Here is a 25,835-nt window from a genome sequence, read left to right as displayed (position 1 = left end):
CGGTCTCATTCCGAACCCGGAAGCTAAGCCCTCCAGCGCCGATGGTACTGCACTCGGGAGGGTGTGGGAGAGTAGGACGCCGCCGGACTTAACGTACAGTCGAGGGCCTTCCCCATAGGGGTTGGCCCTCGACTGCTTTTGTGCGTCAGGGCCCTAGTAGCGTTGGATGGACGCGTGCTCGACCCGCGCCCCCCGCGGCTGATGGCTGGGCCGGCACCTGAACGATCTTGTACTACCCGTAGTGATCTGCTCCGTACTTGATGTGCTCCGGCGGCCCCGCCGATGTTGTGAGGGCCTTGCCGAACTTGGAAGGACTTGACCCGTGAACCCAGGACCGCAGGACGGCGGCTCCAGTAACCGCGACGACGAAGGCCGGGACGGCCGCGGTCGCGACGGAGGCTCCGGCGCGAACCCCCGTGGTGACCGGGGAGACCGAGGCGGCCCGCGCCGCGAAGGCGGCTTCCGCGCCGGCGGCGACCGGGGCGGTTTCCGAGGCGGCGACCGCGGAGGCTCGTCCGGCGGCGGTGACCGTGGTGGCTTCCGGGGCGGCGACCGTGACCGTGGTGGTTACCAGGGTGGCGGCGACCGGGGTGGCTCGTCCGGTGGTTACCGCAGCGGCGGCGATCGCCCGCAGGGTGGCGGCTATCAGGGTGGCGGTGACCGTGGCGGCTTCCGGAGCGGTGGTGACCGTCCGCAGGGCGGCGGCTTCCGTAGCGGTGGTGACCGTCCGCAGGGCGGCGGCTTCCGCAGTGGTGGTGACCGCCCCCAGGGCGGTGGGTTCCGCAGTGGTGGTGACCGTCCGCAGGGTGGTGGCTTCCGCAGCGGTGGTGACCGCGGTGGATACCAGGGCGGCGGTAACCGGGGCGGCGACCGTGACCGTGGTGGTTACCAGGGTGGCGGCGACCGGGGTGGCTCGTCCGGTGGTTACCGCAGCGGCGGCGATCGCCCGCAGGGTGGCGGCTACCAGGGTGGCGGCGACCGTGGCGGCTTCCGTAGCGGTGGTGACCGTCCGCAGGGCGGCGGCTTCCGTAGCGGTGGCGACCGCCCCCAGGGCGGCGGCTTCCGCAGTGGCGGCGACCGGCCCCAAAGCGGCGGATTCCGCGGCGGCGACCGCGACCGTGGCGGCTACCAGGGCGGCAGCGACCGCGGCGGTGACCGCGGTGGGTTCCGCAGTGGCGGCGATCGCCCGCAGGGTGGTGGCTTCCGTGGTGGTGACCGTGACCGTGGTGGCTACCAGGGTGGCGGCGATCGTGGTGGCTTCCGTAGCGGTGGCGACCGGCCCCAGGGCGGCGACCGTGGCGGTTACCAGGGTGGCGGCGACCGTGGTGGGTTCCGCAGTGGCGGTGACCGTCCGCAGGGTGGTGGCTTCCGTGGTGGTGACCGTGACCGTGGTGGCTACCAGGGTGGCGGCGATCGTGGTGGCTTCCGTAGCGGTGGCGACCGGCCCCAGGGCGGCGACCGTGGCGGTTACCAGGGCGGCGGCGACCGCGGAGGGTTCCGCAGTGGCGGCGATCGTCCGCAGGGTGGTGGCTTCCGTGGTGGTGACCGTGACCGTGGTGGCTACCAGGGCGGCGGCGACCGCGGCGGTTACCAGGGTGGTGGCGACCGCGGCGGATACCGCGGTGGCGACCGCTCCGAGAGCGGCCCGCGCAGCAGCTTCCAGGGTGGTTCCGGCGGCGGCTACCGGGGCGATCGTCCCCAGGGCGGCGACCGTGGCGGCTATCAGGGTGGCGGCGACCGGGGCGGATACCGCGGTGGCGACCGGCCGGGCAACCGCCCGGACGGCGGCGGCTACCGGGGCGACCGTCCTCAGGGCGACCGTCCTCAGGGCGGCGACCGCGGTGGGTTCCGCAGCGGCGGTGACCGTCCGCAGGGTGGCGGCTATCAGGGTGGCGGCGACCGCGGCGGATACCGCGGTGGCGACCGTCCCACCGGCGACCGTGGCCCCCGTGACGGCGGCTTCCGCGACCGCGCACCCCGCGACGACCGCAGCCCTCGGCCGGACCGGGCGCCTCGGGACGACCGCGGACCCCGCGACGACCGCGACTTCCGCAACGACCGCCCGGCTCGTGACGACAGGGCCCCCCGCGACGACCGCGCGACCCGTGACGACCGGGCTCCCCGGGACGACCGGGCTCCCCGGGACGACCGTGGGCCTCGCGGTGAGCGGGGCTTCGAGCAGCCCGACCTGCAGCAGCCCGCGTTCCAGGCGCCCGAGCTGCCCGAGGACATTGTGGCGACGGATCTCGACAAGGAGGTTCGTGCCGAGCTGCTGAGCCTGTCCCGGGACACCGCCGACCTGGTCGCGCGGCACCTCGTTGCCGCCGGTCAGATCATCGACGAGGATTCCGAGCTGGCGCTGCAGCACGCCATCGCCGCTCGGCGGATGGCTTCGCGGATCGCTGTGGTGCGGGAGGCCGTCGGTCTTGCCGCGTACGCCGTGGGGGACTGGACCACCGCGATCGCCGAACTGCGCACGTACCACCGGATGACGGGGCGGCAGACGCACCTGGCCGAGCTGGCCGACTGTGAGCGCGCCCTGGGTCGGCCGGAACGGGCGATTGATCTGTTCCGTGGTGCCGACAAGGACACCCTCGACAAGGCGGGTGCGATCGAGCTGCTCATCGTGGCCGCCGGCGCCCGTGGTGACCTCGGTCAGCACGACGCCGCTGTGGCGATGTTGCAGGTCCGGGAGCTGACCGCGGACGAGGACGCCGAGTGGGCGGTCCGGCTGCGGTACGCCTACGCGGACGCGCTGCTCGCCGCCGGCCGGCGGGACGAGGCCCGGGAGTGGTTCGCTCGGGCCGCGGCCGCCGACGAGGACAACCTCACCGACGCGGCCGAGCGGCTGCTCGAGCTGGACGGCGTCACGATCGAGGGCGACGAGCCCGAGGACGACGACGACCAGCCCGTCGAGACGCCGGCCGCCGCGGCGGAGACGGACGCCGACGAAGCGGACGAGGAATACCGCGACGAGGCTTTCGCCGACGAAGATGACGACGACGAGGACGACGAGGACGACGATCTGGTCGAGGACGTCGACGCCGGCATCGACGAGGACCAGGTGGACGAAGACCAGGTGACGGAGGCCAAGGCCGCCGACACTGAGGCCCAGGACGACGACACGGAGGCCGAGGTCGCCGACACGAAGGCCGGGGGCGACGAGATCGCCGGCGGAGGCGCGGAGGTCAAGGCCGCCGCCGACGAGGAGAGCTCCGGCGAGGCGGCGGACGACAAGGACAAGGCGTGAGCCTGGTTGAGGCGTACGACCTGGTCATCTTTGACCTGGACGGCGTCATCTACTTGATCGACAAGCCGATCGACGGGGCGGCCGAGGCGGTCGAGCGACTGCGCTCGGCCGGCACGGCTATCGCGTACGCGACCAACAACGCGTCGCGGCGCGCCCCCGATGTCGCCGCGCTGCTCACCGGCATGGGTGTTTCCGCCGCCGCCGACGAGGTGCTCACCTCGGCCGGCGCGGCGGCCGCTCTGCTGGCCCAGCGGCTGCCCGCCGGCTCTCCGGTGCTGGTCGTCGGGGCGGAGGCGTTGCGGGCCGAGGTTCGCGACGCCGGGCTGGTTCCGGTCGAGCGGTTCGAGGACGAGCCGGTGGCTGTCGTGCAGGGTTACGGCCCCGACGTCGGCTGGAAGGTGCTGGCCGAGGCTTCCCTGGCGGTCCGCGCCGGGGCGCTGTGGATGGCGACCAACACCGACCGCACCCTGCCGAGCCCGCGCGGCCCGTTGCCGGGCAACGGTTCGCTGGTGTCTGTGCTGCGGACCGCGCTGAACCGCGAGCCCGATGTGGTGGTGGGCAAGCCGGCGCCCGCGTTGTTCGAGACCGCGGCTTCGCTGTCGAAGTCGCAGCGGCCGCTTGCGGTCGGCGACCGGCTCGACACCGACATCGAGGGCGCGGTCGGCGCGGGCATGGACAGTCTGCTCGTGCTGACCGGTGTCAGCGGGCCCGCGGAGCTGCTCTCGGCCCCGCCGGCGCGGCGGCCGACGTTCGTGGCGGCGGACCTGTCCGGTCTGTTCGGTCCGGCGCCGGCGGCGCGGCTCGCTGCCGGCACCGACGAGCTCGGCGGCTGGCGGCTGGTGGACGGCAAGCTCGACGGCTCCGGTGACCCGGTCGACGCGTTGCGGCTGCTGACCGGATTCGTCTGGGACGGCGGCAAAGCGCAGGCCGGCTCGGACGCGGCCCGCGAGCTCTTCGCCACCTGGGGTCTGTAACCACTGCTCGTGAATTGTCGGAATCCCCCGTGGGCATCACGCCCACGGGGATTTCTGTGTCCGGGTAGCTGGAGACAGCGGACGCGACAATTCTTGGCACGACGGCGATCCTGAGCGCCGGCTGACCCAGCGCCGACCCCACCCGGCGCAGGGCGTCGGGAGCGACATCGCCATTCCTGCGGGCCCCGGGACAATCTCAGGCCGCACCATTCACCGGACGGCGCCGGCGACGCTCGGCCGCCCGGTCAGCCCGGCTAGCCTGGTCTGCCTGGGCCTGCTCGCGCCGGCGGGGGCGCTGCGGTCAGTCGACCAGGCCGGACTGGTAGGCGAAAACCACGAGCTGGGCCCGGTCGCGCGCGGTCAGTTTCACCATGGCCCGGCTGACGTGGGTGCGAGCTGTTGCCGGGCTCAGCACCAGGCGGGCCGCTATTTCTTCGTTGCTCAGGCCTTCGCCGACCAGGCTGACGACTTCGCGTTCACGGTCCGTCAGGGCGTCGAGGCGGGGGTGCGGGCGCAGCACGCGGCTGGGCCGGGACGCGAACTCGCGGACGACCCGGCGGGTCACCGACGGTGACAGCAGAGCTTCGCCCGCGGCCACCAGGCGGATCGCGCGGACGAGTTCGGCCGGCTTGGTGTCCTTGATCAGGAAGCCGCTCGCGCCGTGGCGGAGGGCGTCGAAGACGTAGGCGTCGATCTCGAAGGTGGTCAGGACGATCACGCGGGTGCCGGTCAGCGCCGGGTTGGCGGCGATGCGGCGGGTGGCTTCGATGCCGTCGATGCCGGGCATGCGGACGTCCATCAGGACCACGTCCGGGCGGTGCGTTCTGGTCTGCTCGACCGCGGCCAGCCCGTCAGCCGCCTCGCCGGCCACGAGCATGTCGTCCTCGCTGGTCAGCAGGGTGCGCAGGCCCAGCCGGACGAGGTCCTGGTCGTCGGCGATGACCACGCTGATCGTCCGGTCGGTGGTCATCGGCGTACCGGGAGGGTCGCGGTCACGGCGAAGCCGCCTTCCGGGCGGGGGCCGGCGGTCAGCGAGCCGCCGAGGGCTGACACGCGTTCCTTCATGCCGGCCAGGCCGTGGCCGTCGCGGGCCGGTCGGGGCGGGCTTCCCCGGCCGGTGTCGCTGATCGAGACGGTCAGGTCGTCGCCGGTCACGGCGAGGCGGACCGAGGCGGTGGCCGTGCCCGCGTGACGCAGGACGTTGGTCAGTGATTCCTGCACGATCCGGTACGCCGCCAGGTCGACCGCCGCGGGCAGCGAACCCAGCGGCCCGGCCACGTCGACCGCCACCGGGACACCGACGGCGCGGGTGCGGTCCACGAGCTCGTCCAGGCGGGCCAGGCCCGGGGCGGGGGAGCGGTCGTCGGGGTCGTCGCCGCGGCGTACCGCACCCAGGGTGGCGCGCAGCTCGTCGAGGGATTCGCGGCTGGTGCGGCTGATCGCCGTCAGCGCCGCTTCCGCCTGCTCCGGTTGCTTCGGCAGCACGTGCAGGGCGATGTCGGCCTGCATCATGATCGCGGCCAGGCCATGGCCGACCACGTCGTGCACCTCCTGGGCCACTCGCAGGCGTTCGGCGTCCGCCTGGCGGCGGGCCTCGTCGCGACGGTTCTGCAGCACCTGCTCGCGTCCCACCCGTACGGTCACGCCGATCGCCAGCGGGCCGGCCACCCAGGCCACCTGCGGGGCGACAGCCTCCATGCCGAGGCCGTCGCCGATCAGCCCGGCGATGATCAGCAGGCCGAGGGCGCCGGCCGCCGCGATGGCGGCCTGGCCGAGCGGACGGTGGGCCGCGACCGTGTAGACAGCGACGGCCAGGCTCAGCAGGATCGGCCCGAACGGGTTGCCGCCGAGCAGATAGAGGGACACGGCGACCGTCGTGACTGCCAGGACTGTCACGGGCAGCAGGCGCCGGGCCACGAGCACCAGAGCCGCGGTGACCACCAGGGCGTACGCCCAGCCGGAGACGGACGGGATGCCCTGGTTGCGGCCCGCGGGTGCGGTGCCGGCCAGGCCGATCGCCAGCAGGACGAGCACGAGCAGCCCGTCCGGCAGGTATCCGCGGACCCGTTTCATGACGCTCACAGGATGTCACGGCGACGCAGCAGCGCGCCGCCCGCCGCCGCGAACACCAGCAGGTAGGCCGCCACGATCAGCGCAGCCTGGCCGCCCCCGACCAGCGCCTCGACGCCGGGGGTGTCGCCGCCCGCGCCCAGGGCCGCGACCAGTGAGCCCGCGTTCGGGCCGGGCAGGGCCTTCTGCAGCTGGGCCACCCAGTCGAGCAGGGGCGCGGCGATCAGAGCCAGCAGATTCTGCACGGCGAGCAGCCAGACCAGGCCCAGGCCGACCGGCAGGGCGACGCCGCGCAGGACGATGCCCAGCAGCGCGCCGAGGGCCGTCCACATCGCCGCGATCAACCAGCCCGCGGCGATCCCGGCCAGCACGTCACCGGCGCCCGGCCAGGCGATCGGCCGGCCCTCGGCGAGCGCGACGGCGACGCTCGCCACCGCGCCCGCGGCGAACACAGCGAGCACACCGATGAGCGCGGCCAGGCCGAGCGTGACGAGCTTGGCGGCGTAGACCCGCAGGCGGGCCGGGTCCTGGATGAGGACCGTCTTCCAGGTGCCCCAGGCGTACTCGCTGCCGACGGCCAGCACGCCGAGGATCAGCATCAGCGCCCCGAGGAACACCGGCAGGCCACCGATGGAGTTGCCGACCAGCTGATCCGGCAGCAACGCGGTCAGTCCGCGGTCGGCACGGGGGCCGCCGGTGCCGCCCGCGTAACCGGCGTAGGGAATCAGATAGGTGAAGGTCAGGCTCAGGCCGAGGGCGATCGCCAGCAACGCCCGGATCGCCGGGCGGCGCACCAGCTTGGTCGTCTCGGCGCGGATGTCGTCACGCATGGCTTGCTCCTGAGGTCAGGGCCAGGAAGGCGTCCTCGAGGCTGCGTTCGTCGGCGCGCAGCTCACTGACCGCTATGCCCGCGCCGACCAGGGCGGCGTTCACCTCAGCGGCGCGCTCCGGGGGCACGGTGAGCCGCAGAGCGCCGTCGGTGACCTGAACGGCGTGCCCACCGAGCAGGCTGCGGGCCTGCGCCGCGGCGGCCTCCAGCGGCTCGGCGACCAGCCGCAGGCCCGGCCGGCCGCGCAGCTCGGCGACCGTGCTCTCGGCCACCAGCCGGCCGCCCGCGATGACGCCCACCCGGTCGCACAGCTCCTGCACCTCGGTCATCAGATGGCTCGACAACAGCACCGTGCAGCCGGCCGCGCCGAGGCGGCGCACCAGCAGGCGCATGTCCGCCAGGCCGGCCGGATCCAGGCCGTTGGTCGGCTCGTCGAGCACGACCAGGCGCGGATCCTTCAGCAGAGCGGCGGCCACCCCCAGGCGTTGCTTCATGCCGAGCGAGTAGGTGGCGTAGCGGTCGCCGGCCCGGCCGGTCAGCTCGACCTGGTCGAGCACTGCCGCGACCCGGCCGGGCCCGACGCCGGCGTGGCGGGCCATGACCCGCAGATTGTCGCGGCCGCTCAGGTACGGGTAGAAGCCCGGCCCCTCGATCAGCGCGCCGACCCCGTCGAGCCGCCCCGGAGCGCGGCCGAACAGGCGCACTTCGCCGGAGCTGGGCCGGATCAACCCGAGCAGCATGCGCAGCGTGGTGGTCTTGCCGGCGCCGTTGGGACCGAGAAAGCCGTAGACCTCGCCCGCCTCGACCCGTAGATCCAGACTGTCGACGGCGGTCAGGGTGCCGTAGCGCTTCGTGAGTCGCCGGGCCTCGACGGGTGCTGTCATGAGCCCATCGTGGTCAACCGCGGGACTACACGCGTCCTACCTGAGACGTCATTTCCCGTACGTCTCAGGTCGTACGGCAGTGGCTAGAGCAGCTTGCGCAGCTTGAGCAGATCGAAGGGGTTGGCCTTGATCGACACCTGCCGCGAGGCGATCGCCCGGGTGACGTCGAGCCGGCCCGTGACCAGCGCGATCAGGTCGTCGCCGGCCGCGATCAGGGCGATCTTGGCTTTCGGGTCGTCGCCGTCGGCGATGTCGACCAGGCGGCCGCCGGCCAGGCGGGCGTGGAAGGCGGTGTCCAGGTCGCTCACCCGGCAGGCGAGCGTGCGGTCCAGGTCGAGCTTGCCGCGGGTCTCGGCGTTCGCGTCCAGCCGGGCGGCGAGATCGTGCAACGCCTGCCGGCACTCGTCCACGCTGGCCAATTCCGGACCTCCTCCACGACACCACTTCGACGCTCCGCACGGTACCGCAATGCACCTGCGGGTACGCCCGGTAGCGTTGCACCAGCACACGCGTGGCGCGAGCCGGAGGGAGCAACATGCAGGACGCATGGCGGGCGTATCTGGAGATGGCGCTCGGACTGACCGAGGCACCGCGCAAGCGGGCGCAGCAGGTGGCCGGTGAGCTCGTGAACCGTGGCGGCGCGACGGCCGCGCAGCTGCAGGGACTGGTCGAGGATCTGATGTCGACCGGCCTGGCCAACCGTGAGGCGCTGACGAACATCGTGCGCTTCGAGGTGGACCGGGCGCTCGGCCTGGTCGGCCTGGCCACGGCCGAGGAGGTCTCCGACCTCAACACTCGGGTACGCGACCTGGAACGTCAGCTGCGCCTGGCCCAGGCGCGCGCCGGCACGGTGGAGGGCGCGGCCGGCGGTGCGGGACCGGCTGCCGCTGACGTGACACTGGCCGAGCCCGGCCCGGCCGATGTCGTGCCGCCGGCCAAGAAGGCGGTGGCGAAGAAGGCCGTGGCGCGCAAGGCGGTCAAGGCGACCCCGAACGCGATGCCGGCCGCCGCCGCACCCACGACGACCACGAGGCCCGCCGCGGTGACGCCGGGGCGCAAGGCCGCGAAGGCCGCACCGCCGGCGAGCGACGTCACCGCCCCGGCCCAGCCCGCTCCGGTCAAGGCCGCGACGCCCGGCGCTGCCCCGGTCAAGGGCGCACCGCCGAAGCCCGCGCCCAGCAAAGCGGGTCCGGCCAAGGCGAGTCCCGCCAAGATCGGCCCGGCCAAGGCGGCGAAGGCCGCAATCGCGGAACCGGCGACTCCCGCGGGAACCGTGGCCGCGCCGACCGCTCCGGTGAAGGCGGCCGCCGCGGCGACCGAGCTGCCGCCGGCCACGGCTGCGAAGAAGACAGCCGCCAAGAAGACCGCGGCGAGGAAGACGACCCCGGCCACCGGTGAGCCGGCTGCCACCACGAATATCCCGGCCAAGAAGGCCGCGAAGAAGACGACCAACCCCGCCACGCCGGAGGCCACGCCGTGACGTACCCGAACCAGTCACCTCGCCCCGGCCCGCCGCCCGGCGGCTTCCGGCCGGGCCCGCCCCCCGGTGGTTTCCGTCCCGGCCCGCCGCAGGGTGCCGGACAGCCCGGCGAGCAGACCCCGCGGACGGACCCGGAGTACCGCCTGGACGCCACGGGCGGCACCGGTCACCCGGCCGTCGACGCCGTGCTGCAGTCGCTGGCCAACGCGGCCACACTCGCCCCGGGCGACCAGATCGCCGAGTACGAGGCCGCGCATCAGGTGCTGCAGGAGACCCTGGCCGGCATCGACCGCTGATCCCCGTACCGGAGAATAGGTTTTCATGGCCCGCCGTGCGCGTCTCGACGCCGAGCTCGTCCGCCGTAAGCTCGCCCGTTCCCGCGACCAGGCGGCCGCGCTCGTCGCGGCCGGCCGGGTGCAGGTGCGCGGCACCGTGGCGCAGAAGGTCGCCACCATGATCGACCCGGCCGATCCGATCGTGGTCACCGGCGACGACCCGGCCACCGAGTACGTCTCCCGGGGCAGCCACAAGCTGGCCGGGGCGCTCGCCGCCTTCACCGGGCTCGCCGTCGAGGGCCGCCGCTGTCTCGACGCCGGCGCCTCCACCGGCGGCTTCACCGACGTGTTGCTGCGGCGGGGCGCCGGGCACGTGTACGCCGTGGACGTCGGCTACGGGCAGCTCGCCTGGCCCCTGCGTACCGATGAGCGCGTGACCGTGATGGAGCGCACGAATGTGCGTGCCTTGACGCCCGACGTTCTCGGCGGCCCGGTCGACCTCACCGTCGCCGATCTTTCTTTCATCTCCCTGCGGCTCGTGCTGCCCGCGCTCGCCGCCTGCACCGGCCTCGACGGTGATCTCGCGCTGATGGTCAAACCGCAGTTCGAGGTCGGCAAGGAGCGGGTGGGTTCCGGCGGTGTCGTCCGTGATCCACTGCTGCGCGCCGAGGCCGTCCTCGACGTCGCCGCCACCGGCGCTCAGCTGGGGCTCGGCGTCGCCGGGGTGGCCGCGAGCCCGCTGCCCGGCCCGAGCGGCAACGTCGAGTTCTTCCTGTGGTTCCGCCGCGACGCCCCGCCGGCCGACGAGGCCCGCGTGCACGCGGTGGTCGCCGCCGGCCCGTCCGGCGCGGTAGCCTCCGCCGGGCCGGCACCGACGCCGGTTTCGCCCCTGATGGAGGATTCGTGACGCGGTCCGCCTTGCTGGTCACCCACACCGGCCGCCGGCAGAGCACCCAGCATGCCCAGACCGTCGCCCGCGACCTGGTCGCGGCCGGTTTCGAGGTACGGGTGATCGCCCAGGAGGTCGCCGACCTGGAGCTGCCGCCCGGCGTCACGCCGGTCGACGACCCCACGGCCGCCCAGGGAGTGGAGATCGTCCTCGCGCTCGGCGGCGACGGCACCTTCCTGCGCGCCGCCGAGCTGGCCCGGCCGGCCAAGGCGCCGCTGCTCGGCATCAACCTCGGCAAGGTCGGCTTCCTGGCCGAGGCCGAGCTGAACACCATCGACCAGACCGTGCGCGAGATCGTCGCCGGCGACTACACGGTGGACGAACGGCTCACCCTGGACGTGCGCGCCGAGTACGACGGCCGGCTGATCGCCGACTCCTGGGCGCTCAACGAGGTCAGCGTCGAGAAGGGCCAGCGGGCGCACATGCTCGAGCTGCTCGTCGACGTGGACGGGCGGCCGCTGTCCCGGTACGGCTGCGACGGTGTCGTGTGCGCCACACCGACCGGCTCCACGGCGTACGCGTTCTCGGCCGGCGGCCCGGTCGTGTGGCCCGAGGTCGAGGCCCTGCTGCTCGTGCCGATAAGCGCGCACGCCCTGTTCAGCAAGCCCATCGTCACCGCTCCCACCTCGACATTCGTGATCACCGTCGATCCGTACACGTCGTTCGCGGTGCTCTGCTGCGACGGCCGGCGCACGTGGGATCTGCCGCCGGGTGCGCAGGTCACGGTGCGGCGCGGGGAGCTGCCGGTCCGCCTCGTACGGCTCAATCCGCGCCCGTTCACCGACACGCTGGTGGCGAAGTTCGCCCTGCCGGTCGACGGCTGGCGCGGCAACCGCCGCTGACGGCTGACCGGGCTCGGTGGGCAATTGTCGGTGGGCACCGATACTGTTCGCCCTGTGCTGGAGGAACTGCGCATCACCGGGCTCGGCGTCATCGACGACACGACCTTGAGGCTGACTACGGGCATGAATGCCATCACCGGCGAGACCGGTGCGGGCAAGACGATGGTGGTGACCGGTCTCGGGCTGCTGTTCGGCGGCCGCGCCGACGCCGGGCGGGTCCGCGCGGATCCGGGCCGGGCGGTGGTCGAGGGCCGGTTGCGTCTCGCCGGGACGCTCGGTGACGCGGTGCAGACCCGCATCACCGACGCCGGTGGTGAGATGGACGACGACGGCTCGGTGCTGCTCAGCCGCACGGTGACCATCGAGGGCCGGTCGCGGGCGCACGTCGGCGGCCGCAGCATGCCGGTGGCGATGCTCAGCGAGGTCGGCGAGCAGGTCGTCGCCGTGCACGGGCAGTCCGACCAGCTGCGCCTGCTGCGTCCGTCCGAGCAGCGGGCCGCGCTGGACCGCTTCGCCGGCCCGGAGCACGAGAAGCTGCTGGAGAGCTACCGCGAGGCGTTCACCCGCTGGCGGGCCGTGGTCGAGGACCTGGCCGACCGTCGCCGGCACGCCCGCGAGCGCAGCCAGGAGGCCGACCTGCTGACCCTGGGTCTCGACGAGATCAGCCGGGTCGACCCGCAGCCCGGCGAGGACGACGACCTGCGCGCCGAGGTGCAGCGCCTGGAGCACGCCGAGGGCCTGCGCACCGCGGCCGCGATCGCCGCCCAGGCGCTGGCCGGCGGCGTGGAGGCCGCCGACGACACCCCGGACGCCACGGTGCTGCTGGGCACCGCCCGGCGCACGCTGGAGGCGCAGGCCGGCGTCGACCCGGCGCTGGGCGAGCTGGCCGCCCGGGTCGAGGAGGCCGCCACCCTGGTCGGCGACGTCTCCGCGGAGCTGTCGGCCTACCTGAGCTCGCTGGACGCGGATCCGGCCCGGCTCGAGGTCATCTACGAGCGGCGGGCCGCGCTGCGCGCGCTGACCCGTAAGTACGCCGACGACGTCGAGGGCGTCATCGCCTGGGCCGAGAACGCCCGCACCCGGCTGGCTGCGCTGGACAGCTCCGACGAGCTGCTGGAGGAGCTGGACAGGGAGCGCCTGCGGCTCGCCGCGACCGTCGGTGAGCTGGCCTCCCGGCTGACCGCCGCGCGGGTCGAGGCCGCCGGTCGCTTCTCCGACAAGGTCAGTGTCGAGCTGGCCGGGCTGGCCATGCCGCACGCCCGGGTCGAGATCGTCGTGCAGCCGCGGGCCGGCGGGCGCGACGAGCCCACCGTCCCGGTCGACGGGACCGAGGTGGCCGTCGGGCCGGACGGTGGTGACGAGATCGAGCTGCGGCTGATCGCGCATCCCGGCGCGCCCGCTCTGCCCCTGCAGAAGGGGGCCTCGGGTGGTGAGCTCTCCCGGGTGATGCTGGCCATAGAGGTGGTGTTCGCCGGTGCCGGTGGCCCGCCCACGCTGGTCTTCGACGAGGTCGACGCGGGTGTCGGCGGTCAGGCCGCGGTGGAGATCGGCCGGCGGCTGGCCCGGCTCGCGCGCACCCACCAGGTGCTGGTCGTGACCCACCTGCCGCAGGTGGCCGCGTTCGCCGACCGGCATCTCGTGGTCGCCAAGGACACCGGCGGGGCGATCACCACCAGCGGTGTGCGGATCGTCGAGGAGACCGAGCGCGCCCGTGAGCTGGCCCGCATGCTGGCCGGCCTGCCCGACTCCGACCTGGGCATCGCCCACGCCGAGGAGCTGCTGGCCGTCGCCGACAAGGAGAAGCGCGCCTGAACGGGCCGGGAACGCCGCGGGCCACGATGAGTGACGGGTGATTCATACCTTTTGTCGGTGACCTTGTGCATGTCGCGTGCGGCCCAGGTGAAACGGCGTGTCAGGATGGCCGGGATGCGACTTCCCACCTTGCGCCGGACCCGGAGCGTCGAACCGGGAGCGTTCTCCGGCACCGCCCGACTGGATCGCCGGACCAAGCGCCTGGTCGGACGGCTGCGCCCCGGTGACATCGCCGTGATCGACCACGTCGACATCGACCGCGTCGCGGCCGACTCGCTGGTCGCCGTCGGCGTCGCCGCGGTGCTCAACGTCAAGCCCTCGATCTCCGGCCGGTACCCGAACCTGGGGCCCGAGGTGCTGATCCAGGCCGGCATCGTGCTGATCGACGACCTCGGCGAAGAGGTCTTCGACCGGATCAGCGAGGGTGACATCGTCAGCATCGAGGACGACACCGTGCTGCTCGACGGCGAGCCGATCGCCACCGGCATCCGGCAGGACACCCAGACCGTCGCCGCGGCCATGGCCGACGCCCGTGAGGGCCTGTCCGTGCAGCTCGAGGCCTTCGCGGCGAACACCATGGACTACCTCAAGCAGGAGCGCGACCTGCTGCTCGACGGGGTCGGCGTGCCGGACGTGCAGACCCAGATCGCCGGCCGGCACGTGCTCATCGTGGTCCGCGGGTACGACTACAAGGCCGACCTGGACGTGCTGCGGCCCTACATCCGCGAGTTCAAGCCGGTGCTGATCGGCGTCGACGGTGGCGCGGACGCGCTGGTCGAGTCCGGCTACACGCCCGACATCATCATCGGCGACATGGACTCGGTCACCGACGACGTGCTGCGCTGCGGTGCCGAGGTGATCGTGCACGCGTACCCGGACGGGCGCGCTCCCGGCCTGGACCGAGTGCACTCGCTCGGCGTGCCCGCGGTGACCTTCCCCGCCGCCGCCACCAGCGAGGATCTCGCCATGCTGCTGGCCGACGACAAGGGCGCCACGCTGATCGTCGCTGTCGGCACGCACGCCAACCTGGTCGAGTTCCTCGACAAGGGCCGGGGCGGCATGGCCTCGACGTTCCTGACCCGGCTCAAGGTCGGCGGCAAGCTGGTCGACGCCAAGGGCGTGAGCCGGCTCTACAAGCAGAACATCTCCGGGTCGTCGCTGGTGCTGCTGGTGCTCTCGGCGATCGCGGCGATGGCCTCGGCGGTCACGGTCTCCACGGTCGGCAAGGCCTATCTCTCCGTGATGTCCGAGTGGTGGGACAATCTCGTCTTCCAGTTAGGACAGCTCTTCTAATCCGCGAGTGACCAAGAGGCTTTTGGCGTGATCAACTTCCGGTACCACGTGGTGTCGCTCACCGCGGTCTTCCTCGCCCTGGCGATCGGGCTGGTGGTCGGCACCGCCGCGCTCAACGGGCCGGTCGTCGACACGCTCAAGGATCGCGTCGACGCCCTCAGCAACGACAACACCAACTACCGTGAGCAGGCGAACCAGTACCGCAAGGAACTGAACAGCACCCAGGACTTCGCCACCCAGGTCTCGCCCGCGCTGCTCAACGGCAAGCTCACCGGCCGCAAGATCCTCGTGGTGGTCCTGCCCGGCGGTCAGGACTACGCCGAGGGCACCATCGCGATGCTCAAGGTCGCGGGGGCCGCGATCACCGGTACGGTCACCGTGCAGGACAAGTTCTTCGAGCCCGCGAACGCGTTCGAGCTGCTTGACCTGGCCGACAAGGCGTCGCAGCCGACCGTGCCCGCCGAGGGGCTCCCGCTCAACAGCGACGGCGTCGAGACGTCGAGCGCGCTGCTCGCCGTCGCCCTGCTGCAGAAGCCGCTGGCCGTGACGCCCGGTGACCTCACCGCCGTGCTGACCGCCTACACCGAGCCCGGCTACCTCAACGTCTCCGACGACATCGTGGCCGGCGCCGAGGCCACCGTGGTGGTCTCCGGGCTGCCGCCGGTCGACCGGGACGCCGCCAAGAAGAACCAGAACGCGGTCACCCTGGCCACTCAGTTCCACAAGGACCGGCCGCTGGTCGTCGGGGGCAACGGCATCGGCGACGGCAACCTGGTCGCCGAGATCCGCTCCGACCCGACGCTGGTCAAGGAGATCTCCACGGTGGACAACGTCAGCACCGCGCAGGGGCAGCTGGCCACGGCACTGACCGTCGTCGAGCGGATGGTGGCGGGCAAGGTCGGCCAGTACGGGCTGTCGGCCGGCGCCAGCGCGCTGGTGCCCAAGGCAGCCGCCTGAGTTCGTCCACAGGGTGCGCCGGGCGCGGGCCCGGACCGCCTAGACTCGGCGATCGGTCGCCGAGGGGCGCGGCCCGGCGAGGCGGGAGTACAGGCAGATGGCCGGCAAGATCTGGAAGTCGTTCGGTACCGGGGCCGTGGTGGCCCGCGCGGCGTTGGCCTGGATCCGCCACGATCCGTACGCGGCCCGGCTGGAACGGACCAACTTCCACGGCCGTACGGTCACTCTGGCGGGTGGTCCTGCCCTCGCGCTGGGCGCCACCGCCGGGGCAGCGCTCGGAGCGCCCAGCACGGCCGCGACCGCCGCGGTGGTCACCGCGGGCGTGACCGCGGGGGCCGTCGGCTTCTACGACGACGTGGTCGGCAACCGGCCCGAGCAGAAGGCCGCCAAGGGCTTCGCCGGGCACCTCGGGGCGCTGCGCGAGGGCCGGGTCACCAGCGGCCTGGTCAAGATCGCCGGGGTCGGTGCCGCCGGGCTGGTCGCGGCGGCCCTGCTCGCCACCGACCCGCGGGTGCGCGCCCACCGCGGCCGCCGCCAGGGCGGGGCCGTGCGCGGCGCCACCGACGTGCTGCTCGGCGCGGGCGTCATCGCCGGCACCGCCAATCTGCTCAATCTGCTCGACCTGCGCCCCGGCCGGGCGCTGAAGGCCGGCACGCTCATCGGGGTCCCGCTGGCCGTAGGCCGTGGGGGAGGCGTCGCAGCCGGCACGCTGGGGGCGGGTGCCGCCCTGCTGCCGGCCGACCTCAGCGAAGAGATCATGCTCGGCGACGCCGGCGCCAACGCCCTCGGCGCGCTGCTCGGCGTGGCACTCGCCGCCCGCACCGGCCCGGCCGGGCGGGCCGTCGCGCTGACCGTGCTGGCGGCGCTCACCGCGGCCAGCGAGAAGGTCAGCTTCACCAAGGTCATCCAGGACACGCCGTGGCTGCGCGAGCTCGACGCGCTGGGCCGCCGGCCGGCGGAATGACCGCAACCGCACCTGCGCCGCGTTCCGGGGCCGGGCGCATCGCCGGGGCGGCCGCCCTCATCGCCGGTCTCACCGTGCTCGCCCGCATCGCCGGCTTCGGCCGCACGGTGGTGTTCATCAGCACGGTCCGCGACAACTCGCTCGGCGATCTCTACAACGCGGCCAACACCGTGCCGAACATCGTCTTCGAGCTGGTCGCGGGCGGCGCGCTGGCCAGCCTGGTGGTGCCGCTGCTGGCCGGGGCGGTGGCGGCGGGCGACCGGGAGCGGGTCAACGCGGTCGCGTCGGCCCTGCTGACCTGGACGCTGCTGCTGCTCGTGCCGCTGGCGCTGCTGGTCGCGCTGTTCGCCGGGCCCATCGTCGGCCTGCTGCCGCACATGCCACCCGACGCCCACGAGGTGGGCACGCGCATGCTGCGGATCTTCGCTCCGCAACTCCCGCTGTACGGGGTGGGCATCGTGCTCACCGGCGTGCTGCAGGCCCACCACCGCTTCGCCTGGCCCGTGCTCGCCCCGCTGCTGTCCAGCGTCACCGTGATGGGCGCGTATCTCACGTACGCGCTGGTCGACGGCCGCGGCAGCGGACTCGGTCGGCTGACCACCGGCGGTGAGCTGGCCCTGTCCCTGGGCACCACGCTCGGCGTCGTCGTGCTCAGCCTGTGCCTGCTGATCCCGCTGCGTGGCCTGCGCCTGCGGATGCGACCGGCGCTGCGCTTCCCGGGCGACGCGGGACGTCAGGTGGTCCGCCTCGGCTGGGCCGGCGCCGTCACTGTCGGCTCGCAGCAGCTCATGGTCGTGGTCGTGCTCGCCCTGGCGGCCGGCGACGGCGACCTGACCCGGTTCAACCTGGCCCAGGCGCTGTATCTGCTGCCCTGGGCGGTGCTGGCCGTGCCGCTGGCCACCGCCGCGTACCCGACGTTGTCCGCGACGGCCGAGCGTGGTGACGAGGACGGCTACCGTGCCGCGCTGGCCGGGACAGCCCGTACGGTCGCGCTGCTGGCCTGCCTCGGCGGCGCGGCCCTGGTCGCCGTGGCCCAGCCGGTCGCCGCGCTGCTCGGCACCCCGCAGGCCGCGCCCGGCATCGTGGGATTCGCACCCGGACTGCTGGGCTACGCCCTGTTCGCACTGCTCTCGCGCGCGCTCTACGCCCGCGGCGCGACGGCGTCCGCGGCCGGGGCCACGGCGGCCGGCTGGGCGGTCGCCGCGCTGGCCGCGCTGATCCTGACCGCCGCGCTGCCCGGCGACGACCGGGTGCTCGCGCTGGCCCTGGCCAACAGCGTCGGCATGCTCACGCTGGGGGCGTTGCTGGTGGCCGCCGTACGCCGCCGCGCCGGCCCCGGAGCACTGACGGGACTGCCCCGCGCGGCCGTCGCCGGTATCGTGGCGGCGGTCGTGGCCGGACTGGCCGGGTGGGCTGCGGTCGAGGGCCTGCGGCACGTGTCCGGGGCCACCCCGGCAGGCGGGGCGAGCCTGCTCTCGGGCATGCTGGGCGGTGTCGTGGTGGTGGTCGTCTTCCTTGCGGTGACCTACCCGCTGGACCGCCACGACCTGCGGCCCCTGGTCGCCACCGTGACCGGGCGGATCCGCCGGAAGCCGACACCGGACGAGAAAGGCGCAACGTGACCGACGCAGCGCGGGCGACGACGTGGCACGGCTCGGTCGCACTGGTGCTCGGCTCCAGCACCGGCGGCGTCGGACAGCACGTGGCCTCGCTGACCCGTGGCCTGATCGCGGCCGGCTGCCGGGTGCTCGTGTGCGGGCCCACCGCGGCCGACGAGCTGTTCGGCTTCTCCGCGGCCGGGGCCCAGTTCGCCCCGGTGGAGATCCCGGCCAACCCCGGCCCGCAGGACTCCGGCGCGGTCCGCGCCCTGCGCAAGGCACTGACCGGCCGCGACGTCGACGTCGTGCACGCGCACGGGCTGCGGGCGGCGTTCGTGGCCTCGCTGGCCCGGCCCGCCGCCCCGCTGGTGGTCACCTGGCACAACGCGGTCCTCGCCCGTGGCCTGCGCGGCCAGGCCTCGGCGCTGGTCGAACGGATCGTCGCCCGGGCGGCCACGCTGACCCTGGGCGCGTCCGAGGACCTGGTGCAGCGCGCCGCGGCGCTCGGCGCCCGCAACGCGCGCCTCGGGGCGGTCGCCGCGCCGGCCCTGACCGCGCCCAAGCGCAGCCGCGCGGCCGTGCGCGCCGAGTTCCGGCTCACGCCGGACACCCCGCTGATCCTGTCGGTCGGCCGGCTGCACCCGCAGAAGCGGTACGACGTCCTGGTCGAGGCGGCCGCCCGCTGGCGGGACCTGACGCCGGCGCCGATGGTCGTGGTGGCGGGATCCGGGCCCAGCTACATGCTGCTGGCCCAGCGGGCGTCGGAGCTGCGCGCCAAGTTCTTCCTGCTGGGCCACCGCAAGGACGTGCCCGACCTGCTGGCCGGCGCCGACCTGGCCGTGATCACCAGCGATTGGGAGGCGCGCCAGCTGTTCGCTCAGGAGGCGCTGCATGCCGGGGTGCCGCTGGTGAGCACGGCCGTGGGCGGGCTGCCCGGGCTGGTCGGGGACGCGGCGGTGCTGATCCCGCCGGGTGACGTGGACGCGCTGGACACGGCGGTGCGGGAGTTGCTGGCCGACCCGGCGAAGCGGGCGGACTATGCGGCTCGAGGGCCGCGGCAGGCTGCTACGTGGCCGTCCGAGGAGGACACGGTCGCGGACGTGCTCGCCGCGTATGCGTCGGTGACCGCTAACGCACGGGCAGGCCAGGGGTGAGCGACGCGAATTCCGGCGTCCACTCACCCGATCCGGACGACGAGTCGACGCCCGGGGCGGGCGCGGCGGGGGCTGAGCGCGTGCCTGCGGTGGATGATGCCGCGCGGGGCGACGCGCCTCGCGCAGAGAAGCCGGCCGTGGCCGCCGGGCGGGATGCGATGAGGGCTGATCAGCCCAACGTGGGGGAGGGGCCGGCCGATCGCCGCGACGCGGCGAAGGCGGCCGAGGTCAGCGCGAAGCCGGGTGACACGGCGCGCGTGGCCGGGATCGGCGCGGGACTTGCTGACGCGCAGCCGGCTGACACGACGAGCGTGCCCAGGACCGGCGCGGAGCAGGGCGACACGACGGCGACCACGGCCGAAGCGAAGCCGGATGGTGCGAAGACCGCGACCGGAGCAGATCCGACGGACGCGGCGACCGCCACGAGCAGCACCAGCCCTGAAGGCCTCGAGTCGACCCCGGCCGGGCATGCCGGAGACCGCAAGCCCGCCGGCCCCAGCCCCGAACCGAACAACCGGAAGCCCCGCGGGCCGGCCCGCAGACCCGCCGCGGCCCGGCCGAGGAGGACGGTGTCCGAAGGCCTGGGCAGCTGGCCGCGGAGGGTCCGCAACACCCTGCGCCGGGGCATCCGGCCGGACTCCGCGCCGCCCTCCCGGATGCGGCGGGGGCGGACCTGGCTGCCGTACCTGTTGATCGTGCTCGCCGCGGCCGCCAGCATCGCCGGGCTCGCCGTGCGTCCCGCCACCGGCGCCCCGCAGGACACCGCCGACTACGTCATCCTGGCCGGTGCGGCCGGCCTGCGCTGGGAGGATCTCGACCCGCAGCGCACCCCCGCCCTCTGGCAGGAGGCCACCCGCGGTTCGATCGGCTGGCTCTCGGTGCGGTCCGCCCACTCCACCACCTGCCCGGCGGACGGCTGGCTCACCCTCGGCGCCGGCAACTACGCGATCTGGGCGAACACCCGCGTCACCGGGCAGTGCCCGCCCGTGCAGCCCACCCTCACCCAGCCTGACGCCCTCGGTGCCAACCTGGCTGAGCTGGGCGGTGTCGTGCGCGGCAACCAGGACAACCAGCCGTACGGCGCCCTGCCGGGTGCGCTGGCCGAGTCCGTGCGGTGCACCGTGGCCGTCGGGCCCGGTGCTGCTGTTGCGGCGGCACGGCCGTTCGGGCGCGTCGACCGGTACGCGGCCACGCTGCCCGATGATCCTCGCAGCCTGCTGTCCTACTGTGTGCTCAGCGTGGTCGACCTGGGCACGATCACCGGTTCCGGCGCCGCCCGGCAGTCCCTGGTCGCCCGGGCCGATGCCACCCTGGCGCGGATCGTCGCCGCGCGGCCCGAGCGGTCGCTGATCATGGTGGCCGGGGTTTCCGACACCGACACCACCTCGCGTCTGCATGTGGCGATCGCCGAAGGACCGGGGTGGCAGGGTGGCTGGCTGACCTCCGCCGGCACCGGTCGTGACGGTTATCTGCAGCTTGTCGACCTCGCGCCGACCGTGCTCACCGCGCTGGGCCGGCCCTCGCCGGAGGGGCGGTTCAGCGGCTTCACCGCGCTGTCGGTTCCCGGGCGTACCGCTGATCCGGCCGAAGCCGTCGGGGGCGAGAACAACGCCGACAAGCGGGCCGGTGCTCAGCTCGGCATCGCCGGGACGTTCTTCACCGGGCTGGCCGCCGTACAGCTGCTGGTTTTTCTGCTCGTCGTGCCGTTGATGATCCGGGCCCGGCGGCATGCCGGGCCGACCGGGCCGGCGGCCGCGCCGCGACTGCTGGTGCTGGGCGTCGAGGTGCTGCTCATCGCCGTGGCCTTGGCCATTCCGGCCGCTCTGCTGGCCGACGCGGCGCCCTGGTGGCGGGCCGGGCGGCCGGGCATCGTGTTCGCCTCGCTGACGTTCGCGTTGATGGTGCTGGGCACGGCCGCGGTCCGGCTCGCGCCGCGCTATCCGCGCACCCTCTGGCCGATGGGTGTGGTCTGCGCGGTCGGTGCCGCCGTGGTCGGCTTCGACCTGCTCACCGGCGCGCAGTTGCAGCTCAACGGGGTCGCCGGCTACTCGGCGATCGAGGGAGCGCGGTATTCCGGGGTGGGCAGCGTCGGCCTGGGGGTTTTCGTCGCGGGCATGCTGTTCCTGGCCGGCTGTGTGGCGCAGTGGGTGCGCCGGCCGTGGCGGCCCGTCGTGGTCGTGATGATCGGCGGGCTGGCCGTCGTGATGGTCGGCAGCCCCTACCTGGGCGCCGATCCGGTCGGCGCGATCGCCGTCACCGCCGGGGTGTGCGTGGCCGCGGCGATCAGCACCGGCGGCTGGCTCACGTTCCCCCGTTTCGCCTGGGCGGCGCTCGCCGGGCTCGCGGTCACCATCGGCTTCGCCGTGCTGGACCTGCGCCGGCCCGAGCTCGAGCAGGGCAGCCTGGGACGGGCCCTGACGGCCCTGGGCGACGGTACGGCGGGCCCGGCCATCCAGCGCGCGGCGACCTCCAACGGTCACGCTCTGGACAGTCCGTTGACGCTACTGGCGGTGATCGGCGTCCTCATGCTGGCCTTCAGTCAGTTCTCGCCGTGGGGTGGCCTCAACCGGGTCTTCGGGCTGCACCCGGCCCTGCGCGCGGCGCTGGCCGGCACCACCGTCGCCACGATGATCGCCGGAGTGCTCGGCGGGGCGGCGTTCGCGGTGGCGGGTGCCGCCGCGGCGGTGGCCGTGCCGTTGGCCGTGCTGACCACCTTGCGGGTGCTCGGCCACGCCGCCGACCGCACCCGCCCCGAGGGTGGCACCGACGGTCCCGGCGGGCCCGGCCTGTCGATGCGACCCGGACCGGTGCCGCCGCCCACGGGCGACAAATCCGACTCGGCGGGCGTGACCGTGCGTCAGCTCTGACCCGGACACGCGTGACGACCAGCCCGAACGTGCGCGCGCCGGCGATGGTGTTACCGTGGAATCCCGTGGATGGCGCGATCTACCGATGAGGGTTGAGCGCCGGTCTGCACGATCGCATCTGACCGACCACGGGAGCAGGCCTTGGCTGCAACATCACGCGAGACGCGGCACATCTTCGTCACCGGGGGCGTCGCCTCCTCGCTGGGCAAGGGCCTCACCGCCTCCAGCCTCGGCAATCTGCTGACCGCTCGCGGACTTCGGGTCGTCATGCAGAAGCTCGACCCCTACCTCAACGTCGACCCCGGCACGATGAACCCGTTCCAGCACGGCGAGGTCTTCGTGACCGAGGACGGCGCCGAGACCGACCTCGACGTCGGGCACTACGAGCGGTTCCTGGACCGGGCGCTGGCCGGCAAGGCCAACGTCACCACCGGCCAGATCTACTCCTCGGTGATCGCCAAGGAGCGCCGCGGCGAATACCTCGGCGACACCGTGCAGGTCATCCCGCACATCACGAACGAGATCAAAGAGCGCATCTTCGCGATGGCCGACCCCGACGAGTACGGCCGCACCCCGGACGTGGTCATCACCGAGGTCGGCGGCACCGTCGGTGACATGGAGTCGCTGCCGTTCCTCGAGGCGATCCGCCAGGTGCGCCACGAGATCGGCCGCGACCACGTCTTCTACCTCCACGTCTCGCTGGTGCCGTACCTGGCGCCGTCGGGCGAGCTGAAGACCAAGCCGACCCAGCACTCGGTGGCCACGCTGCGCAACATCGGTATCCAGCCGGACGCGCTGGTCTGCCGCAGCGACCGGGAGATCCCGGAGAAGCTCAAGCACAAGCTGTCGCTGTACTGCGACGTCGACCGCGAGGCCGTGGTGGCCTGCCCGGACGCGCCGAGCATCTACGACATCCCCAAGGTGCTGCACCGCGAGGGCCTCGACGCGTACGTGGTGCGCCGGCTCGGGCTGTCGTTCCGCGACGTGGACTGGGCCAGCTGGGACGACCTGCTCGAGCGGGTGCACCACCCGCGCCGCACGATCACCGTCGCGCTGGTCGGCAAGTACGTCGACCTGCCGGACGCGTACCTGTCGGTCAGTGAGGCGATCCGGGCGGCCGGCTTCGCCAACCACGCCCGGGTGCAGCTGCGCTGGGTCCCCAGCGACGACTGCGACACCCCGGCCGGCGCCGCCTCCGCCCTGAAGGGCGTCGACGGCATCGTGATCCCCGGCGGCTTCGGCATCCGCGGCATCGAGGGCAAGATCAACACCTCCCGGTACGCGAGGGAGAACGGCCTCCCGATCCTGGGCCTGTGCCTCGGCCTGCAGTGCATGACCATCGACGCCGCGCGCAACCTGGCCGGCCTCGAGGGCGCCAACTCGCTGGAGTTCGACGAGCAGGCCCCGCACCCGGTCATCTCCACCATGGCCGACCAGGAGGACATCGTCGCGGGCAAGGGCGACCTGGGCGGCACGATGCGCCTGGGTGCGTACCCGGCGGCGCTGACCGAAGGCTCGATCGTGGCCGAGGCGTACGAGAGCACGGAGATCTCCGAGCGGCACCGGCACCGCTACGAGGTCAACAACGCGTACCGGGACCGGCTCGCCCAGGCCGGCCTGAAGTTCTCCGGCACCTCGCCCGACGGGCGGCTGGTGGAGTTCATCGAGCTGGACCGCGAGACGCACCCGTTCTTCGTGGCCACCCAGGCGCACCCGGAGCTCAAGAGCCGTCCGACCCGGGCGCACCCGCTGTTCGCGGCGTTCGTCAAGGCCGCGGTGGAGTACGCGGCGGCCGACGAGCTGCCCGTGGAGGTCGCCGACGGCACCAAGACCGTCGCCGATGGCAGCAAGACCGTCGCCGATGGCAGCAAGACCGTCGCCGACGGCGGCAAGGGCAAGGCCGGCAAGGCCGCGGTCGCGGCGTCATGACAGCCTTCGCGCACGAGACGCTCTCGCGCACCGAGCGGTACGCGGGACCGATCTTCACGGTCTACTCCGACCAGGTCACCATGTCCGGCGGCGGCACCGCCGGGCGCGACGTCGTGGTCAACAAGAACGCGGTGGTCGTGGTCGCCCTCGACGACGTCGACCGGGTGGTGCTGATCAAGCAGTACCGGCACGCCGTGGGCAAGCGGCTCTGGGAGCTGCCGGCCGGGCTGTGCGACGTCGACGGCGAGGACCTCGTCGTCACCGCCGCCCGCGAGCTGGCCGAGGAGGCGGACCTCAACGCCGGCCGCCTGGACCTGCTGGTGGACCTGCACCCGTCGCCCGGCTTCAGCGCCGAGAAGGTGCGGATCTTCCTGGCCCGGGAGCTGACCCCGGTGCCCGAGGACCAGCGCCACGAACGCACCGACGAGGAGGCCGACATCGAGATCGTCTGGCGCGACCTCGACGAGGCTGTGGCGATGGTGCTGCGCGGCGAGATCACCAACGCGGCCGCGGTCAGCGGGCTGCTCGCCGCGGCCCGCGCGCGCGAGGACGGCTGGGCCACGCTGCGCCCGACCGACACGCCGCCACTCTGAGCCGGTCACCGGTACGCCCGCCCGGCGGGCGTACCGGATCGGGCTGTCAGGCGGCCTTGAGGACGGCTTCGCCGGTCAGCTCGACCGAGCGCACCCGGTCGTCGATCTCCGAGGCGTAGTGCGCCACGATCACCTCGTCCGCCCCGCACGACGCCGCGAAGTCCGCCAGGTAGGCGCGGACCTCCTCGGGCGTACCGGCCGCGGTGTACTTCGTCATCGCGGCCAGCTGGCGACCGTTCGGCGAGGCCAGGAACGCGTCGATCTCCGCGTCGGTGAAGTTGGTGCCGACCGCGCCCCGCGAGATCATCGCCCGGGTGCGGGCCCGGTACGCCACCGTCATCTGCCGGACCGCCTCGTCGTGGTCCTCCGCCGCGAAGACGTTCGCGCCCGCGATCACGTACGGCTGCTCGAGCTGGGCGGACGGCTGGAACCTCTCCCGGTAGATCTCCACCGCCTGGTGCAGGTGGGTGGGGGCGAAGTGCGAGGCGAACGCGTACGGCAGGCCGAGCTGGGCCGCCAGCTGCGCGCCGAACAACGACGAGCCGAGGATGTACAGCGGCACCACCTCAGGCGCCCGGGGCACCGCCTGCACGCCGGGGACGCGGGTCTTGCCGCTGAGGTAGCCCTGCAGCTCCAGCACGTCCTGCGGGAACGAGTCCGCCGACGCGGGGTCGCGCCGCAGCGCCAGCATCGTGTTCTGGTCGCTGCCCGGCGCTCGCCCGAGGCCCAGGTCGATGCGGCCGGGGAAGAGGGTGGCTAGGGTGCCGAACTGCTCGGCGATGACCAGCGGCGAGTGGTTGGGCAGCATGATGCCGCCCGCGCCGAGCCGGATCGTGTCGGTGTGCGCGGCGATGTAGCCGATGAGCACGCTGGTGGCCGAGGAGGCGATCGACGGCATGTTGTGATGCTCGGCGTACCAGACGCGCCGGTAGCCGCTGCGTTCGGCGGCGCGGGCCACGGCCACCGAGGCCTCGAAGCTTTCCCGCGCGGCCTGGCCGGCGGTGATCGGGGCGAGGTCGAGCAGGGCGAGAGGCAGGGGAGAGGCGGCCATGGGTGAATCCTCCGTCGTGGTGGTGCCGCCGCCAACCGGCTGCGACCATGCGTGACGACCGCCA

Annotated in this window: 21 protein-coding genes, 1 rRNA gene and 1 pseudogene; 16 read left to right on the top strand and 7 right to left on the bottom strand. The window is 73.5% G+C overall.

Going from position 1 to position 25,835, the window contains the following annotated elements:
* Positions 1-88, top strand: a 5S ribosomal RNA gene (rrf, locus tag ACWEOZ_RS10280); the annotation flags it as partial.
* A 144-nt stretch (positions 89-232) separates the two neighbouring features.
* Here rrf and ACWEOZ_RS10275 read toward each other — a convergent pair.
* Entirely contained in the window at positions 233-2,368 is a 2,136-nt protein-coding gene (locus tag ACWEOZ_RS10275) for a hypothetical protein (RefSeq protein WP_451910407.1), read from the bottom strand.
* 18 nt (positions 2,369-2,386) lie between these two features.
* Here ACWEOZ_RS10275 and ACWEOZ_RS10270 point away from each other — a divergent pair, with 18 nt between their 5' ends.
* Both ACWEOZ_RS10270 and ACWEOZ_RS10265 read left to right on the top strand, forming a co-directional pair.
* Positions 2,387-3,250 (top strand): Replicase polyprotein 1ab, encoded by an 864-nt coding sequence (locus ACWEOZ_RS10270; RefSeq protein WP_451910406.1) that lies wholly within the window; start codon positions 2,387-2,389, stop codon positions 3,248-3,250.
* On the top strand, positions 3,247-4,224 hold the full coding sequence (locus ACWEOZ_RS10265) for an HAD-IIA family hydrolase (RefSeq protein WP_451910405.1): 978 nt from the start codon (positions 3,247-3,249) through the stop codon (positions 4,222-4,224). Before ACWEOZ_RS10270 ends, ACWEOZ_RS10265 begins: the two co-directional genes overlap by 4 nt.
* 301 nt (positions 4,225-4,525) lie before the next feature.
* Here ACWEOZ_RS10265 and ACWEOZ_RS10260 read toward each other — a convergent pair whose 3' ends face one another.
* From ACWEOZ_RS10260 to ACWEOZ_RS10240, 5 genes are all read right to left on the bottom strand, one after another.
* Positions 4,526-5,194: a response regulator transcription factor gene (locus ACWEOZ_RS10260; RefSeq protein WP_451910404.1), complete on the bottom strand. Its 669-nt coding sequence runs from the start codon at positions 5,192-5,194 to the stop codon at positions 4,526-4,528.
* Positions 5,191-6,297, bottom strand: coding sequence for a sensor histidine kinase (locus tag ACWEOZ_RS10255; protein ID WP_451910403.1), 1,107 nt, complete (start codon positions 6,295-6,297; stop codon positions 5,191-5,193). Before ACWEOZ_RS10255 ends, ACWEOZ_RS10260 begins: the two co-directional genes overlap by 4 nt.
* A 5-nt stretch (positions 6,298-6,302) precedes the next feature.
* Positions 6,303-7,124: an ABC transporter permease gene (locus ACWEOZ_RS10250; RefSeq protein ID WP_451910402.1), complete on the bottom strand. Its 822-nt coding sequence runs from the start codon at positions 7,122-7,124 to the stop codon at positions 6,303-6,305.
* Positions 7,117-8,007 (bottom strand): ABC transporter ATP-binding protein, encoded by an 891-nt coding sequence (locus ACWEOZ_RS10245; RefSeq protein WP_451910401.1) that lies wholly within the window; start codon positions 8,005-8,007, stop codon positions 7,117-7,119. Before ACWEOZ_RS10245 ends, ACWEOZ_RS10250 begins: the two co-directional genes overlap by 8 nt.
* Positions 8,008-8,090: 83 nt before the next feature.
* Complete coding sequence (locus ACWEOZ_RS10240) at positions 8,091-8,426, bottom strand: SCP2 sterol-binding domain-containing protein (RefSeq protein WP_451910400.1); 336 nt, start codon at positions 8,424-8,426, stop codon at positions 8,091-8,093.
* A gap of 116 nt (positions 8,427-8,542) precedes the next feature.
* On the opposite strand from ACWEOZ_RS10240, the pseudogene ACWEOZ_RS10235 reads away from it, so the two are divergent.
* The 13 genes and pseudogenes from ACWEOZ_RS10235 to ACWEOZ_RS10175 form a co-directional block, all read left to right on the top strand.
* A pseudogene (locus tag ACWEOZ_RS10235) lies at positions 8,543-9,088 on the top strand (phasin family protein); the annotation flags it as partial.
* A gap of 395 nt (positions 9,089-9,483) precedes the next feature.
* Positions 9,484-9,783 carry a hypothetical protein gene (locus tag ACWEOZ_RS10230; RefSeq protein ID WP_451910399.1) on the top strand — a complete coding sequence of 100 codons (300 nt, stop codon included), beginning with the start codon at positions 9,484-9,486 and terminating at the stop codon, positions 9,781-9,783.
* A 25-nt stretch (positions 9,784-9,808) separates the two neighbouring features.
* Positions 9,809-10,669 (top strand): TlyA family RNA methyltransferase, encoded by an 861-nt coding sequence (locus ACWEOZ_RS10225; protein ID WP_451910398.1) that lies wholly within the window; start codon positions 9,809-9,811, stop codon positions 10,667-10,669.
* The gene (locus ACWEOZ_RS10220) at positions 10,666-11,553 is read left to right on the top strand and encodes an NAD kinase (protein ID WP_451910397.1); all 888 of its coding nucleotides are present in this window, start codon (positions 10,666-10,668) and stop codon (positions 11,551-11,553) included. The genes ACWEOZ_RS10225 and ACWEOZ_RS10220 overlap by 4 nt, the downstream gene beginning before the upstream one ends.
* Positions 11,554-11,607: 54 nt before the next feature.
* On the top strand, positions 11,608-13,365 hold the full coding sequence (recN, locus tag ACWEOZ_RS10215; protein ID WP_451910396.1) for a DNA repair protein RecN: 1,758 nt from the start codon (positions 11,608-11,610) through the stop codon (positions 13,363-13,365).
* A 114-nt stretch (positions 13,366-13,479) separates the two neighbouring features.
* Entirely contained in the window at positions 13,480-14,658 is a 1,179-nt protein-coding gene (gene steA / locus ACWEOZ_RS10210; protein ID WP_451910395.1) for a putative cytokinetic ring protein SteA, read from the top strand.
* 27 nt (positions 14,659-14,685) lie between these two features.
* The gene (locus tag ACWEOZ_RS10205; RefSeq protein ID WP_451910394.1) at positions 14,686-15,615 is read left to right on the top strand and encodes a copper transporter; all 930 of its coding nucleotides are present in this window, start codon (positions 14,686-14,688) and stop codon (positions 15,613-15,615) included.
* A gap of 97 nt (positions 15,616-15,712) precedes the next feature.
* The gene (locus ACWEOZ_RS10200; protein WP_451910393.1) at positions 15,713-16,579 is read left to right on the top strand and encodes a hypothetical protein; all 867 of its coding nucleotides are present in this window, start codon (positions 15,713-15,715) and stop codon (positions 16,577-16,579) included.
* The gene (gene murJ, locus ACWEOZ_RS10195) at positions 16,576-18,201 is read left to right on the top strand and encodes a murein biosynthesis integral membrane protein MurJ (RefSeq protein ID WP_451910392.1); all 1,626 of its coding nucleotides are present in this window, start codon (positions 16,576-16,578) and stop codon (positions 18,199-18,201) included. Before ACWEOZ_RS10200 ends, murJ begins: the two co-directional genes overlap by 4 nt.
* Positions 18,198-19,331: a glycosyltransferase family 4 protein gene (locus tag ACWEOZ_RS10190; RefSeq protein ID WP_451910391.1), complete on the top strand. Its 1,134-nt coding sequence runs from the start codon at positions 18,198-18,200 to the stop codon at positions 19,329-19,331. Before murJ ends, ACWEOZ_RS10190 begins: the two co-directional genes overlap by 4 nt.
* Positions 19,332-19,489: 158 nt before the next feature.
* Complete coding sequence (locus ACWEOZ_RS10185) at positions 19,490-22,198, top strand: hypothetical protein (RefSeq protein WP_451910390.1); 2,709 nt, start codon at positions 19,490-19,492, stop codon at positions 22,196-22,198.
* Between the two features lie 141 nt (positions 22,199-22,339).
* Positions 22,340-24,127 carry a CTP synthase gene (locus ACWEOZ_RS10180; protein WP_451910389.1) on the top strand — a complete coding sequence of 596 codons (1,788 nt, stop codon included), beginning with the start codon at positions 22,340-22,342 and terminating at the stop codon, positions 24,125-24,127.
* Complete coding sequence (locus ACWEOZ_RS10175; RefSeq protein WP_451910388.1) at positions 24,124-24,720, top strand: NUDIX domain-containing protein; 597 nt, start codon at positions 24,124-24,126, stop codon at positions 24,718-24,720. Before ACWEOZ_RS10180 ends, ACWEOZ_RS10175 begins: the two co-directional genes overlap by 4 nt.
* A gap of 46 nt (positions 24,721-24,766) precedes the next feature.
* Here the strand turns inward: ACWEOZ_RS10175 and ACWEOZ_RS10170 are convergent, their stop codons facing one another.
* Positions 24,767-25,771 carry an LLM class flavin-dependent oxidoreductase gene (locus ACWEOZ_RS10170; RefSeq protein WP_451910387.1) on the bottom strand — a complete coding sequence of 335 codons (1,005 nt, stop codon included), beginning with the start codon at positions 25,769-25,771 and terminating at the stop codon, positions 24,767-24,769.
* Positions 25,772-25,835: the final 64 nt, after the last annotated feature.

This window comes from Actinoplanes sp. NPDC004185, assembly GCF_053603475.1.
Note: the sequence above shows the minus strand (reverse complement) of the source record. Positions and strands in the feature narration are given on the sequence as shown.

Excerpts from the sequence above, each read along its gene's own strand:
- ACWEOZ_RS10270 (WP_451910406.1), top strand. The coding sequence starts at position 2,387 with ATGGCTTCGCGGATCGCTGTGGTGCGGGAGGCCGTCGGTCTTGCCGCG.
- ACWEOZ_RS10260 (WP_451910404.1), bottom strand. The coding sequence starts at position 5,194 with ATGACCACCGACCGGACGATCAGCGTGGTCATCGCCGACGACCAGGAC.
- ACWEOZ_RS10255 (WP_451910403.1), bottom strand. The coding sequence starts at position 6,297 with ATGAAACGGGTCCGCGGATACCTGCCGGACGGGCTGCTCGTGCTCGTC.
- ACWEOZ_RS10250 (WP_451910402.1), bottom strand. The coding sequence starts at position 7,124 with ATGCGTGACGACATCCGCGCCGAGACGACCAAGCTGGTGCGCCGCCCG.
- ACWEOZ_RS10245 (WP_451910401.1), bottom strand. The coding sequence starts at position 8,007 with ATGACAGCACCCGTCGAGGCCCGGCGACTCACGAAGCGCTACGGCACC.
- ACWEOZ_RS10225 (WP_451910398.1), top strand. The coding sequence starts at position 9,809 with ATGGCCCGCCGTGCGCGTCTCGACGCCGAGCTCGTCCGCCGTAAGCTC.
- steA (WP_451910395.1), top strand. The coding sequence starts at position 13,480 with ATGCGACTTCCCACCTTGCGCCGGACCCGGAGCGTCGAACCGGGAGCG.
- ACWEOZ_RS10200 (WP_451910393.1), top strand. The coding sequence starts at position 15,713 with ATGGCCGGCAAGATCTGGAAGTCGTTCGGTACCGGGGCCGTGGTGGCC.
- murJ (WP_451910392.1), top strand. The coding sequence starts at position 16,576 with ATGACCGCAACCGCACCTGCGCCGCGTTCCGGGGCCGGGCGCATCGCC.
- ACWEOZ_RS10185 (WP_451910390.1), top strand. The coding sequence starts at position 19,490 with ATGAGGGCTGATCAGCCCAACGTGGGGGAGGGGCCGGCCGATCGCCGC.
- ACWEOZ_RS10175 (WP_451910388.1), top strand. The coding sequence starts at position 24,124 with ATGACAGCCTTCGCGCACGAGACGCTCTCGCGCACCGAGCGGTACGCG.
- ACWEOZ_RS10170 (WP_451910387.1), bottom strand. The coding sequence starts at position 25,771 with ATGGCCGCCTCTCCCCTGCCTCTCGCCCTGCTCGACCTCGCCCCGATC.